The 13,710-nt window shown below is 50.9% G+C and carries 9 protein-coding genes and 1 rRNA gene; 5 read left to right on the forward strand and 5 right to left on the reverse strand.

Translation table 11 applies throughout. The features are described 5' to 3' along the window. The first annotated feature begins 82 nt into the window (after positions 1–82). Both SH302x_RS05595 and SH302x_RS05600 read left to right on the forward strand, forming a co-directional pair. Positions 83–1,180 (forward strand): ThuA domain-containing protein, encoded by a 1,098-nt coding sequence (locus SH302x_RS05595; protein ID WP_479367745.1) that lies wholly within the window; start codon positions 83–85, stop codon positions 1,178–1,180. Between the two features lie 38 nt (positions 1,181–1,218). Beyond that, positions 1,219–1,575, forward strand: coding sequence for a hypothetical protein (locus SH302x_RS05600; RefSeq protein WP_479367746.1), 357 nt, complete (start codon positions 1,219–1,221; stop codon positions 1,573–1,575). 96 nt (positions 1,576–1,671) lie between these two features. On the opposite strand, the gene SH302x_RS05605 is transcribed toward SH302x_RS05600, so the two are convergent. The 4 genes from SH302x_RS05605 to SH302x_RS05620 form a co-directional block, all read right to left on the reverse strand. After that, the gene (locus SH302x_RS05605) at positions 1,672–2,607 is read right to left on the reverse strand and encodes a proline racemase family protein (protein ID WP_479367747.1); all 936 of its coding nucleotides are present in this window, start codon (positions 2,605–2,607) and stop codon (positions 1,672–1,674) included. 68 nt (positions 2,608–2,675) lie between these two features. Further along, on the reverse strand, positions 2,676–3,614 hold the full coding sequence (locus tag SH302x_RS05610; protein ID WP_479367748.1) for a dihydrodipicolinate synthase family protein: 939 nt from the start codon (positions 3,612–3,614) through the stop codon (positions 2,676–2,678). A 208-nt stretch (positions 3,615–3,822) separates the two neighbouring features. After that, complete coding sequence (locus tag SH302x_RS05615; RefSeq protein WP_479367749.1) at positions 3,823–4,446, reverse strand: Uma2 family endonuclease; 624 nt, start codon at positions 4,444–4,446, stop codon at positions 3,823–3,825. Between the two features lie 225 nt (positions 4,447–4,671). After that, a 16S ribosomal RNA gene (locus SH302x_RS05620) occupies positions 4,672–6,197 on the reverse strand. Positions 6,198–6,840: 643 nt separating this feature from the next. Here SH302x_RS05620 and SH302x_RS05625 point away from each other — a divergent pair. Both SH302x_RS05625 and SH302x_RS05630 read left to right on the forward strand, forming a co-directional pair. Beyond that, positions 6,841–8,430, forward strand: a complete 1,590-nt coding sequence (locus SH302x_RS05625; RefSeq protein ID WP_479367750.1) for a DUF8689 domain-containing protein — start codon at positions 6,841–6,843, stop codon at positions 8,428–8,430. Positions 8,431–8,581: 151 nt separating this feature from the next. Then, on the forward strand, positions 8,582–10,141 hold the full coding sequence (locus tag SH302x_RS05630) for a hypothetical protein (RefSeq protein WP_479367751.1): 1,560 nt from the start codon (positions 8,582–8,584) through the stop codon (positions 10,139–10,141). Between the two features lie 26 nt (positions 10,142–10,167). On the opposite strand, the gene SH302x_RS05635 is transcribed toward SH302x_RS05630, so the two are convergent. Beyond that, positions 10,168–11,379, reverse strand: coding sequence for a tetratricopeptide repeat protein (locus tag SH302x_RS05635; protein ID WP_479367752.1), 1,212 nt, complete (start codon positions 11,377–11,379; stop codon positions 10,168–10,170). 295 nt (positions 11,380–11,674) lie between these two features. On the opposite strand from SH302x_RS05635, the gene SH302x_RS05640 reads away from it, so the two are divergent. After that, entirely contained in the window at positions 11,675–13,678 is a 2,004-nt protein-coding gene (locus SH302x_RS05640; RefSeq protein ID WP_479367753.1) for a polymorphic toxin-type HINT domain-containing protein, read from the forward strand. Positions 13,679–13,710 lie beyond the last annotated feature (32 nt).

Here is a 13,710-nt window from a genome sequence, read left to right on the forward strand (position 1 = left end):
TGTTCTGGCCCTGCTGTTTCGACGCCCATTTCCCGCCAAAGTTCCATAACGATCGTATTCCTCTCAAACCACGCACAACCCCATGAGTTCCATAGATTCGCTTCGCCCTCTCAGATTATTGGCTATTTTCGCTCTGCTAATTGCCGCGAATTTTCATCTGGCCGCCGCACAAGAGACCGCTGCTCGCAACGAGCCAGCGGCCGCGGATTTCTCGATTCTGGAGTTTGATGGTAACCTCGACAAACTTCCGGCAGGCATAGAAAAACCGCCCAAAATAGTGCTGATCAGTGGCGATGACGAATACCGCAGCGAAGAGGCGCTTCCCATGCTGGCCCAAATCCTGGCCGAACAACATGGTATGAATTGCATCGTTTCATTCAGTATCAATCCGGATTGCCAATGCGTTGACCCCAACTACCACTTTCATAACTCCGGGTTGGAGCATCTGGCCGACGCGGATGCAATGATCCTTTTCACTCGCTTTCGTTCTTGGCCCGACGAACAAATGAAGCTGTTCGAGGATTATGTCAAAGCAGGTAAGCCCATTATCGCGCTGCGGACGGCCACACACCCATTTGATTTTCCAAGAAACAGCGACAGTTCCTACAAAGAGTGGTCCTGGAATAATCGAAACTGGGCTGGTGGATTTGGACAAAACATTATCGGTGAGACTTGGCATTCACATCATGGGAAGCATAAATCGGAATCCGCTCGAGCCGTCGTAGAACCGGGCCAAGAAGCTCACCCAATTCTCAAAGGCGTCGACGACGTGTGGGCACCTAGTGACGTCTACGGTGTCGTCCATTTGCCAGCAGAGGCAAATATTCTGCTGCGCGGCCAAGTGCTCGCGGGGATGGAACCAACCGACCCTCCAGTAACCGATGGGCGAAATGAGCCTATGATGCCGTTGGCTTGGACCAAGCCTTACCAGTTCAAGGACGGGCAAGAAGGAAAAATCTTTTGTTCCACGATGTGTTCCTCTGTCGACTTGCAAAATGAAGGCTTGCGGCGATTAGTGGTCAATGCAACTTATTGGGCCTTAGGGTGGCAAGAACTTATTCCCCAATCCAACTCCGTCGAAATACCCGGTAGCTACGAACCAACCTTTTTTGGTTTTAGCCAAACCCCCGACTTTTTTCAGAAGCAGAACAAGAAACCTGCAGATTTCCGACTGAAGTAGCAGTGAACCTGGCCTGCCTGGGCGGCGTCTAAAACTCTATGAAACGCTCATCAAACTCAAATAACTATAAGGCCCTGCAACTCTGCAGCCAAGTTCAACGTACGCTGGAGTATTGCGTCAACGAGGAACTGAGCGAGGAACTTGCCGTTCGTGTTGCGGAGGTTTTGCCAGCTCCCAACACCGGGCATTTATTGGTTGTCGTTGAGCCCTTGGAGCCGGTCCCCATCAACGATTTGCCGTCGATTCTGGAATCCCTCAACAAGCAATCTGGGCGACTGCGTGCAGAGATCGCGCACGCGATCAATCGCAAAAAGACGCCCGGGTTAAGTTTTACGATTCGCCCGACACCGCTCCCTATCGACACGAAAGTGACGGGCGTGCATACCGCTGATTAACGGATCGGTGGCCGACGTCCAGCCAGTCGGTACGCTAACCGATTCATAGTGCTAGAACTCGTCGATCCGACTTCAAGGGGCCTTTAGGCCGCGGACCTATTTGACCACAATTCCAAACCGAAATGGATCATTGGCTTCTTGTATCAGCTTACCTTCACTGCAAAGGTATGCTTCGCCGGTTATGCTGGGGATAATGCGACCATCGCCGTGCCACCGAAAGCTCGCTTCAAATTGGCTGCCAATGATACTTTCCTGAATCCAAGTCTCGCCAACTTGCAGGGTTCCTTTCTTTGCCAAACAAGCAAGTTTCGCGCTGGTGCCTGTGCCGCACGGGGAACGATCATAGGCACCCCCAGGGCAATAAACAAAATTTTTGCTGTGTGCCTGCGGTAGGCTGGGAGGACCAAAAAATTCAACATGATCAATCAAAGCTCCGCCCTCGCCACAAATCCCGTCTCGTTCCAATGCATCCCGGACTTTCTGGCCCAGCGAATTTAATTCCGCTATTCTTGACGGCTCGATCAGCACGGGGCTGGCCTCAATCAAGAAAAACCAATTCCCTCCCCAAGCAATATCGCCCACCAATATTCCATAACCGGTCACTTCTACGGAGATGTTGGTGCGATAAACAAAGCTGGGCACATTCTCAATCGTCACTCGATTGCGGTTATGCAATTTCGCATGAACGCATCCGACGGATGTCTCTAACTTACAGTCCGGTGCCTTAATGCGGCCTAAATGCGCGAGCGTCACAGCGACTCCAATCGCGCCATGCCCACACATATTAAGGTATCCTTTGTTGTTGAAAAAGATCACTCCGCTGTCACAAGTTGGATCAACCGGAGCACACAACAAGGCTCCCACCAATGCATCGTACCCTCGAGGTTCATTCACTATGAAACTGCGCAAATCGTCAAAATTTTCGCGAAATTGGACTAAGCGCTCCGAAAGGGGGCCGCTACCCAAGTCAGGCCCACCGCTGACGATGACCCGCGTCGGCTCGCCTGCGGTATGAGAATCTATGTAATGCATGACGGGACTCAATGAAAACAAAAGAGGAGAATTTCCAGAACGGCGTTTTCCGTCTGGCGGGCCTGTTGCTAAATTTTGCCAGGCCAGTTTTTCCACCATTGGCGAAACTGCTTCCATTGCTGATCGATCAAAGCAAGCTGACTGGACGAAAGATAGTCGTTGGGATTGATTTGCAATTCGTACTCCGCATTGCCCTCCAGTACCATCAAACGCTTATAGTAAAGCACCAAGTCAGGACTTTCATCAAAAGTCGATAGCACGTGCAACGCGTCTCGAAGTTCTAATGCAAGTCGATTTGCAACTGCATCGCCGGCAGCGGCTTGCTCGCATAGCGCCACATATCGCAATATTTCTTTTGGCAATGCATTGCCGACTCCGGTGATGGAACCACAGGCACCGCAGTTAACAAAACCATGATAAACCTGAGTGTCCACGCCGACCATCAACGCCAAGCTAGGATCGCCACTTGTAATGTGTTCCGCAGCGTAGGTTAATGAATCCGCTCCGCCAAACTCTTTGAAGCCAACGAGATTCGGATGTTTCTTCCGCAACGAGAAGAACATATCCGCTTTGGTCTCGAATCCATAATAGGGACTGTTGTAAATGACCGCGGGCACTTTAGGAGCGGCATTTAGAATGGCAGAAAAATGAGCCAACTGCGCTGTTGGTGAACTGCCGCGGGATAAGACGCGGGGAATGACCATCAATCCTGCTGCTCCAACCTGCTGTGCATGAGCCGCATGCGCAACCGCCAGCGATGTGTTCTGCGCACCGGTGCCGACCACGACGGGAACGCCTGCATCGACCAATCGAGCGACCCCTTCCATGCGTACGTCATCGCTCAGCAACGGCCAGTCACCCATCGAACCACAATATACGACAGCACGCATTCCGATCGCAATCAGTTCTTGTCCTTTTTTGACCAACGCATCAAAGTCCACACTGCGATCGCTGCTGCAAGGCGTCATCAAGGCGGGAATACATCCTGAGAAAATATTTTGGCTCATTGAAAATCTTGGTATCCGTTGGGAGTCTAGGTGGTTTTTTCTTGCAGCGAGTTGCTGCTGTAAGTTCTCTAATAGAATCTAATCTGTTTGATGACCTCTAACGAGTAGTTGTGTCTCGCGGATGCCTAGTGTCAACCACAACGAGCGAGAAAGAAATCCCTAGAGAGTTGACAATCGCAGTCGCTTTCGAGTTATTGTCTCACCGCGATTAACCGAGCGACTTCCGGAATTCCCGAATAAGTTTCGTTTCGCCGATTTCAAATCGTTTGCTCAGCCAATGTTCAATTGTAAAAATGGTAAGCCCTGGTATCTCGGTGCTTGAAACGATAGGCCGGTAATTGCCGTCGGTCAGACGATTCATTTGTAAGTGTTCTCCGTCATGTCGCCAGACTTCGGGAACTCCCATCTTGGCGAACAGTTTCATCTTGAATATTGCGGAGGAAGTTAATTCGACTTCAACGACCAGGTCTGGAGCCGGATCTAAATTCAGATTAACTTCCTCTTTAGGCCGGATTAATTCTGCATGCGTCACATAGTAGGCTTCATCCGCTTCAAATGCCTTTTTCATGTCTTTGCGTTTGAATGTTGTCGACGCAACGGACTGAATCTCGATATTGTGAACTTCTGTGTACGTTTCAACTAGCCGTCCAATTAAACGACCGATGCTTTCGTGTTGTCTCAGGGGGCTCATCAATTCAAGCAGACCTTCGTCATAAGTCATACGCGGAACACTACCGCTGCGCTCGTCGGCTAGTGCTTCAAAAGTTTCCCAAGAGATGTCATGCAGAAGCATGCGGGATTCGGGTGGATCAGTCCAGTGAGCGACGTTCATGATCTACGAAGGGATAAAGAAACTATTCGGCTAGCGAGTCTATAGAGACTTGCGAGTTGATAGTATAGCAGAGCCAAAGTGGAGGCTTGCGAAATGGAAATAAAAAAACCCGGCAGTGTTTCCACTGCCGGGTCTCTTATAAAATCTGTTTGATGACCTCTAACGAGTAAGTCGTGTCTCACGGTTGCCTGCTGGTGTCACCACTAGCGAGACAGAAATCCTTAGAAAGGAGGTGATCCAGCCGCAGGTTCCCCTACGGCTACCTTGTTACGACTTAGTCCCAATCATCGAGCTGGCCTTCGGCACCTGCCTCCCTTGCGGGTTAGCTCAGTGACTTCGGGCCCTCCCAACTTTCGTGGCTTGACGGGCGGTGTGTACAAGGCTCAGGAACACATTCACCGCGGTATGCTGACCCGCGATTACTAGCGATTCCAGCTTCATGCAGGCGAGTTGCAGCCTGCAATCCGAACTGAGCAACACTTTTTGAGATTTGCTTGCTCTCACGAGTTTGCTTCCCTTTGTATGTTGCATTGTAGGACGTGTGCAGCCCTAATCATAAAGGCCATGAGGACTTGACGTCATCCCCACCTTCCTCCGGCTTAACGCCGGCGGTCTCTCTAGAGTCCCCGCCATTACGCGCTGGCAACTAGAGATAGGGGTTTCGCTCGTTAAGGGACTTAACCCGACATCTCACGACACGAGCTGACGACAGCCATGCAGCACCTGTGCAAAGGCTCCCCGAAGGGCACTCCCCGCTTTCACGGAGATTCCTAAGCATGTCAAGACTAGGATAAGGTTCTTCGCGTAGCCTCGAATTAAGCCACATCCTCCACCGCTTGTGTGAGCCCCCGTCAATTCCTTTGAGTTTCAGCCTTGCGACCATACTCCCCAGGCGGAGCACTTAACACTTTCGCTACGTCCGGGAGGATGTGAGGGTCCCCCCAGACTAGTGCTCATCGTTTACGGCTAGGACTACCGGGGTATCTAATCCCGTTCGCTACCCTAGCTTTCGTTCCTCAGCGTCAGAAAATGCCCAGTATGCCGCTTTCGCCACCGGTGTTCCAGATGATATCAACGCATTTCACCGCTCCACCATCTGTTCCGCATACCCCTGCATCCCTCTAGCCCTACGGTTTGAAACGCAATTCCACGGTTAGGCCGTGGGCTTTCACATCTCACCTGTAGAGCCGCCTACGAACTCTTTAAGCCCAGTGATACCGAATAACGTTTGGAGAGCTCGTCTTACCGCGGCTGCTGGCACGAGCTTAGCCTCTCCTTCCTCCTAGAATCACTCAAATAAAGGGGATAACCCCAATACCTTTGCTCCTCTACGACAGCGGTTTACAACCCAAGGGCCTTCATCCCGCACGCGGCGTCGCTCGGTCAGACTTTCGTCCATTGCCGAAGATTCTCGACTGCAGCCACCCGTAGGTGTCTGGCCAGTGTCTCAGTGCCAATGAGGCTGGTCATGCTCTCACACCAGCTACCCATCATTGCCTTGGTGGGCCATTACCCCGCCAACAAGCTAATAGGGCGTGGGCTCATCCCCGGGCGGAATCACACCTTTGATCCAAAGATATTATCGGGTATTACCGGCAGTTTCCCGCCGCTATCCCCGTCCCGAGGGCAGATTCCCACGTTGTCCTCTCCCTTTCGCCGCTCTCCTTGTATTGCTACAATTCGCGCACGACTCGCATGCCTAATCCACGCCGCCAACGTTCATTCTGAGCCAGGATCAAACCCTTCACTTGTGTTTTCATTCCTAACGATTGCTCGCCAGGTTTGCTTTTAACCAAAGAAGGCCTTGAGCCTTTGCGTCGGTCATGGTCATTACCCGACGACTTAAATTCAAACAAAACTTACTCAAGAAAACTTGACGTTTTCAACAAGAGGTCATCTACCAGATTGTCAAAGATCAATTTACTAAAACCGTTGCCAGTTCTAGGTTTACTCGCTGAATTCGATCTTGCGATCGTTTTCGCGGGTCAGACAGTTTATCGCTTCACAGTTTGGCTGTCAACACGTTTCGGGAATTTTTTTCGTTACTAACTTTCGTTAGCAACTGAATCGCTTGCTTTCGCTTGCGACTGTTCCCGTCAGCGAGGAGGCAAGAAGATACGAATGTCGGCCTGCTTGTGCAAGGGGCTCTTTCGATTTTTGGGGAAATTCTTTTCCGATACTTAATCTTCCAAGCTTCTAACCCCATCACACCTTACGCAAACGTTGCACTCCTGCGTTCTTCTAGCTCTCAAAGCATTCCGCAAAACGCGACCGATAACTTGAGAAATGAAGCATTTCCAAGGTTTGTCGCATGTTGCGAGCCCCATTTATCGACCAAGGTGACCGCTGACTTCAGTCGAATCCATTTCTTCTCCCAAAAATGTCAGGCTTTCAATGTTGGACGGCAAAAACTCAGTTCGAAACCAAGACGCAGCTCTTGAAGCTGCTATCGATCGCATTCGACGCCTTGCAGGTGACAAAAGCGAACGCCGCGAAAACGCTGGCTCCAATCCTTACGAGAATTCGTCCCCTTCCAGTCCCGAGGCCGAACTTCGTTCCGCGAACGCCGCCGATTCGTTGCTTCGCTTGTCCGAGCTAACGGATACGCCAGCAGTTCAATCTCCCCAGGAAGCCCGCCACACCAACAAAGCTGCCAGCGCTGGAAACGCGGAGCTGATTTCGCCCCAAAAACGCAAGCTTTTTAAAGTAACCGACCAACGCGACGAACCTATCGTGCCTGTCGAGCCCACGTCGATGCAGCACGCTGGAATTCATGATCGCTTAGTCGAAGAGCTGGCGTCCAAATATCTACTTAGCGTCGGTGAGTCCACTGGCCGCTCTATCGCCGACCAACTACGACTGCCTTTTCGTTTGCTTGAGCCGACGCTCTTGCGGATGAAAGCTCAGCAAATCGTGGCGTATGTCGGTTCCACCGCCGTGCATGATTACATTCACGTATTGACCGATGCTGGCCGCGAGCGAGCACGACGCTTCAATGCCGCCTGTACCTACTTCGGCGCGGCTCCCGTTCCAATCAATGACTATATCGAGTCAGTCGGACTCCAATCGGTTGAAAAGCAACACCCAAGCCGCGAGAATCTACAAAACGCTTTTCGCGATCTATTGATTCCACCCAAGCTTCTCTCGCGTTTGGGACCTGCCGTCAACAGCGGGCGCGGGATGTTCTTGTATGGCTATCCGGGCAACGGAAAAACAAGCATCGCAGAACGCGTTACCCGCGCCTTCGGTGAGTATATCTGGGTGCCACGCGCCGTTTCACAAGACGGTGCGATTATGCGGATTTTTGACCCTCAAGTTCACGAAGAGTGTCCGCATTCTGTCGGTGACGGTTTGCTAATCGATAGTCCTTTCGACCATCGCTGGGTTCGAATCCGCCGCCCCACCATCATTGCAGGTGGAGAGCTAACCATGGATATGTTGGAGGTTCATCACAACCACGACACCAATATCGCTGATGCACCTTTGCAACTGAAAAGCAACTGCGGGGTGCTCTTGATCGACGACTTCGGTCGCCAACGCATGACCGTCGATGAACTGCTGAATCGATGGATCGTCCCGCTAGAAAAACGCTACGACTTCCTTAGCATTTCAGGTAGCAAGAAAACTCAGGTCCCCTTCGACCAATTGGTCATCTTCAGTACGAACCTTGAACCTAAAAATCTTGTAGATGACGCGTTCCTACGACGCATTCCCTACAAAATTGAAGTGCCTAATCCTTCGGAAGAGGTGTTTCGCCGCTTGTTCGAAATCATGGCCAAAGCACTCAAGATTCCCTATGACCCAGCCTGTGTGGATTATCTGATCGAGAAGCACTACAAGCCACTGAATCGTCCCTTCCGCAACTGCCATCCACGAGACTTGCTGCTTCAAATCCGCTCGTACTGCCACTACAACCAAGTACCTATGGAAATGAAACCTGAGCTCATGGACTTCGCTGTCGATAACTACTTTTCAATTATGTAGTAACTGCGGTATCCAATCGATCCAGCGAACAGTTGCAAAAATTCTAACCGTTGCCGCTAATATGACCTACGATTTGCACATACTAGGACTGGGCGGTCTTTGAGACTGTCGGTCCATGGAGGCCAATTAATCGTTAAATTCATTACAATCTATGACTCAGTCGAAAGCCGCATTAGCTGTTCCCGTACCAACTGCTGAAGCCAAGATCGCTGACACCAAATTGCGTTCAAACGCCTTGGCTGCGCGTTTGTCTAAAGATCCCCAGTTGAGTCAGTTGTTGTTAGCCGTCGATGGCTATGGACAAATCAATTCCACATGGGTCGCGGACGATATTCACCCTGCGAGTCGAGTGATCGCGAGCCTGTTCGGTTTAATGCAAAGCCACCAGCGTCCTCAAGGCAGCGATGCAAAAACTGCGATGGCGCAGATCCAGTCTTTGGTAAAATTGCTGCAGTGGGCCTTAAAGCGGTCCTCACAAACGTCCCAGCATTTCATGACTAAATCGATGACCGGCAGAGGTTTATCGAATCTGTTTTTTCCATCACAGTCCGCTACTTGGTCCGATCTACTGCGCAGTTGTCTGGCAGCATGCGTTGATAACTTGGTTGTGTATGAGATCAATCGCCAAGTCGGCGGGGATCTCGTCCCCTACCTCGACCATGCACTAGACGCCAATACCAACGCTCATACCGCGATCGAAAGGGATTTTGGATTATCGGTTCCGGCCATCACCCAACAATTCGTTGCTGCCATTGGTACCCAGTGGGCTGTCGAAATGGATTTTGCTGGCCATGAGAAATCGCATTGGTCTGTGGTTTACCATTGGTGCAGTGGCGGTGATGTCATTACGATCCCCAGCTCGATTAATTGCCATCGAATCGATTGGAAACAAATATCGGAATTAAATTCGAAATTGATTAAATGCTTGGCGAGCGACTTGAGCAAGCCTCAGCTTTTAAATGAACAATGTATTAATAACGCTTTTCAAGATTCCAACGCTGCGTCGGGCAACGACTGCGCCGAGCTTCCAGACCAAAAGCGAGCGATTGAAAGTAAGTCAAGCTTTGTGCGAAAAGATGGCCCGGAAGTCCCTCAAGAAAAACTTTCTGGCGCGGCTGCCTGCGAGAAAACACTGGACAAGACCCAAGATTATCTTGATCAATTGCATATCGAGGTCTTGGCAACATCACAGGACCAGAACAAGCCCGTTCGCAGTGAGATTCGCGCCGCCAACGATCCGCAACTGGCAAAACTGCTTGAACAGTTTGTCGATAACTGTCGAATGGAGCAATCAACCATTTCGTTATTACGAGTCAGAGCTATCTCTCTGACAACTGGGCTTGCGCTTCCTGCATATGGAGCTCAATTGCTCGACTGGCATTCTCAGGCTTACCGATCGCTCAAGAATGCGACCACCGCTCCTGTATTGATTTCCTTCCTCAACGCATCGGGCGATCTGTCGATACTTTTTCAAGACCTAGACCGCACTCAGGTGACTCGGCTTGCACGCGAGTCTATTTTGTCGAATGAGTATACCATTGCAACGTCGAATCACAGTTCCGAAAGATGTGCAGTCTCATGCGGAGCGGCCACGGTAAGCTGTCCGACACGAGCCTTCACGTTTGAGCAACTCGCAAACTCTGCCGAGCGTTGTTTGCAAGGCGCATTGCTACAAGGCCGAGGAGCAATTAAGAGCCTCGAAGTATTTTAAAATTGTTTTATGCATGAACTTGAGGATCATTGATTGGTCCAGAGGATGCTTGTGTCGATCGTTTGGTCGGCTTCGATGGCTCGCGAGATCTTCAGGCACTTTTCTTGTAATGATCCTTCCGTATAGCTCAATGCATTGGCCATGTGGTCGATGGCGGATGCTTTATCGCTGCCAGCAACTGCAACGGCAAGCGCAACATTGGCTTGCCAATCCTCTTGGGTACCGAGCGCTTTGGCTAATCGAGCATTTTCGAGAGCATCACGTTTCGAGAGCGGGCGAGTCTTGCTGCGTTCAAAACTTACCAAGGCTAATCCTCTATGGAGAGATTGCGAAAACTTTTTGCTTGCCAGCGCTTTTTGGAAGTGCACTTCCGCGGATTTCCAGTCTGAAATTTCCGCAAATCCGACGGCCAGCACCCAATGTACGAGCACTTCATCTTGAGCTAACTTCTTGGCTTGGCTTAAGTCTTCGCGAGCTTTCTTGGTCTGCGAGAGCGCATTATAAGTCCGGCCTCTAGCGGCCAACGCCACAGGCGTCACCCAAGCTTCATTCTTGATCAGGTGACTAAAGTCCTTCTCAGCGGATTCGTATTCGCTGAGCCGGTGATAAAGCATGCCGCGTACTATCAAGCCAACGGGATCTTCTGCACTGATATCTTTGAATTCGTTTAGGACGTGTCGATTGATCGCTTCATCGTAGTAGCGCGGAAGGTCTGTAAAGTCCCAAAGTTTTTCGAGGAGTTCATAGGCACTTTTCATGAATTCGTGTCGGGCTTCAAACTGCTTGCGCCCTATCTCAAGACAGTCCATGCGTTTCCTTGCCAAGGCCATACCCGCAGCGCTTAACTGCTGCATTTCAAGGCTGTTTTGCATATTTCGCATGCCAATGACAATGGCCTCGTCGGTCTGTTGTCGCCGGCCAAAAGCGGTGTTACGCATCGGGTCGTTGTCCAGCATCTGCCGGTACATCTCGTTGCTTAATCGAATCCATTGCAAGACATTTTGCGATTCCGAAATCATCGAAAGCTGCTTGTCGATCTCTGCCAAGTTTCGCTGATTCTGAATCATCGCAAACTTATTGTCGTTGATGTTCTTATTCAGTTGCCGCAGTTCGGCGAGAGCTGCTTTCGCGACGACTGCCCTGGCGAGCGAGCCATCGCTCTGGCCTAGTAGACTGCCACTCAAAGCACACGCAAGGATGCACATCGACCAATGACAAAGAGTACGTTGATAGTACATGGCGGCACTCGGGTTGACGGTTAGGAGAGGAGTTCGTAGCCGCAGCCGGTTCACGGCAACTGGCTTCTTCCGCTAGAGCTCAACATACCATAAACCTCGCTCAACTGCATCGCGGATAAGTTGGGGAATTGGCCCTGGGAAGAGTGGGCTGACGGATATCCGTCAAGAAATAATCCGGAAATCGACATGATTTTGCCACCAGCATCTTCCGATTTCGTAAAATCAGGAGCAGTCGGATGTGCTTCCCTGTCCGAGAAGCAACGGAATTCCTCTCTTTTCTTTGGAGTTAAAGACGATGCGTTGTCTACGTATGCAGATATTCAAGCAGTTTGCTGGCTACTCTTCCATGTTCGGTTTACTGGTTGGTCTCACCTCCTGCCCACACCAACTTGTGAGTGCCGGAGAGCAAGGAATGGCGATATCCGAGGTGCTCGAGGCCGAGTCCAAAGGCTTGGCAATCGATCGCAAGAAAGCTTTGGAGAACGACCAGGATCTCGCTGCAAAATGGCAGTCGGGCCAAATATTGTACCAAGGAAACTGGGTCGATATCGAAACGCTCAATGACGATGAGCTTTCACCTCAAATGCGAAAGTATCGTGAGCTGCGAAATGTTGAGTTGTTGGACGCTGATGCTCATCGGCGACTTGCAAAATGGTGTGACCAGAACGGAATGAAAGTGCATGCAACCGCTCATTGGAACGCAGTACTGGCTTACGATCCAAACGATCAAGTCGCTCGTGGGAAACTTGGACATACGTGGCTAGGCAGCCGCTGGGTCTCGCAAGCAGAGCTTGAGACTGCGGAGCAAGAGCAGTTAAGGCAGATTGAAGCAGCCAAGAAAATCATGCCGCAAGTGAAAAAGATTGTGTCCATGTTGCAGTCCAGCGATGTAAAGACAAAGCTCAAAGGCGCTGACTTATTAGAGAGCATTGCTTCAAAAGACGCGGTGCCCGCTCTCCAGTACGCTGCGTTGCAAGTCGACGACTCGATTGCTCTGCCGATTGTATCTGCAATCAAAAAATTCCGCAGTGAAACCGCTTGCAAAGCGCTGTGCCTTATTGCGTTAAAGAGTCCGCTTAGTCAGTCAGGGCAATCTGCAATTCAAGGGCTCAAAGAGTACGACGAGCATTTTTACGTGCCCGACTTGCTTGATATGCTCACACTGCCACTGGAGGTCCGTCAACAAGTAGTCCGAACCAATAACGGCAGCCTTTCCTTACAACAAATTGTACTGACAGAATCTCGGTTCGAAAAAAGCGCACTGCAGTTGGAAAAGAGTATCTCGGTTTCTACTGCCCCAAGACATCTTGCCTCTGGCTACCTTGGACGCGTTATCGTCGGTTTCGATAGCAGTTCTAATCAGGAAATAAGTCGCGAAGTTGTTGGCGTTCCAATCCAAGTTGCACAAAACGAGCAAGCCAAGAAAGCGCTCGATACTGTAGCTGATCTTGAGTCCCAACACATGAAAAACCAAGTAGACGAGGTGTCTCAACGAGGTCAGGACTTTCAAACAAGATTGAAAATCGTCTTGTCGGCGGTTTCTGGGTTGCCAGCCGATACAACGGCGGAAGCCTATTGGGATTGGTGGCCCGCCTACAACGAATCGAGCGTTGAGGTAGCAAAGGGTGAAAGCACATTGCGAGTTTTAGATTACTCAGGTTCGGTTTCCCAGCCTACCGTTGGCGTTGCCAGGGCGTACGGCCCCGAAGTGCGCAAGACACTCTACTCGAGTCCTGGAACGACAAGAGGGCCTATCGTGACGCCAATTCGGGGAGCGTCGAACCTACGGCAGGTTCGGCCGATCATTGTTCGCGGGTCGTGTTTGGTCGCTGGCACGCTGGTGCAAACTTCAGACGGGCTGCGTCCTGTAGAGTCGTTGGAAGTGGGGGATTTAATCGTCTCAACGGATGTCGTGACGGGTGAAAACGTGCTAAAGCCTTTGAATCTTACCACCAAGCGTATGGCCGCCGAAACGTACCAGATCGGCTTTACCGACGGGCCAAGCATGCGAGCCACTGGTGGGCACTATTGGTGGGTCAACGGTCGCGGTTGGACACGTAGCCGAGACCTGCAGGCCGGTATGCTAATTCGAACTGCTGGTGCCAGTGTCGAAGTTGTTTCTAACGAGCGCATTCAAGAACCAGTTGAGGTTTTCAACTGCGTCGTCGACGGAAATCACACGTACTACGCCGGCCAACAGCGTTTGTTGAGTTGGGACGTTACCGATCTAAAGCCGACCTTGTTGAAAACGCCTGGTTACGACGGTCAGAAACTCGTCTCCTTGAAAGCTGTGAAATAAGCTTTGATGCGATCAATGCCTTGTCATATCGT

The organism is Njordella calcicola (assembly GCF_056494125.1).

Excerpts from the sequence above, each read along its gene's own strand:
- SH302x_RS05595 (WP_479367745.1), top strand. The coding sequence starts at position 83 with ATGAGTTCCATAGATTCGCTTCGCCCTCTCAGATTATTGGCTATTTTC.
- SH302x_RS05600 (WP_479367746.1), top strand. The coding sequence starts at position 1,219 with ATGAAACGCTCATCAAACTCAAATAACTATAAGGCCCTGCAACTCTGC.
- SH302x_RS05605 (WP_479367747.1), bottom strand. The coding sequence starts at position 2,607 with ATGCATTACATAGATTCTCATACCGCAGGCGAGCCGACGCGGGTCATC.
- SH302x_RS05610 (WP_479367748.1), bottom strand. The coding sequence starts at position 3,614 with ATGAGCCAAAATATTTTCTCAGGATGTATTCCCGCCTTGATGACGCCT.
- SH302x_RS05615 (WP_479367749.1), bottom strand. The coding sequence starts at position 4,446 with ATGAACGTCGCTCACTGGACTGATCCACCCGAATCCCGCATGCTTCTG.
- SH302x_RS05625 (WP_479367750.1), top strand. The coding sequence starts at position 6,841 with ATGTTGGACGGCAAAAACTCAGTTCGAAACCAAGACGCAGCTCTTGAA.
- SH302x_RS05630 (WP_479367751.1), top strand. The coding sequence starts at position 8,582 with ATGACTCAGTCGAAAGCCGCATTAGCTGTTCCCGTACCAACTGCTGAA.
- SH302x_RS05635 (WP_479367752.1), bottom strand. The coding sequence starts at position 11,379 with ATGTACTATCAACGTACTCTTTGTCATTGGTCGATGTGCATCCTTGCG.
- SH302x_RS05640 (WP_479367753.1), top strand. The coding sequence starts at position 11,675 with ATGCGTTGTCTACGTATGCAGATATTCAAGCAGTTTGCTGGCTACTCT.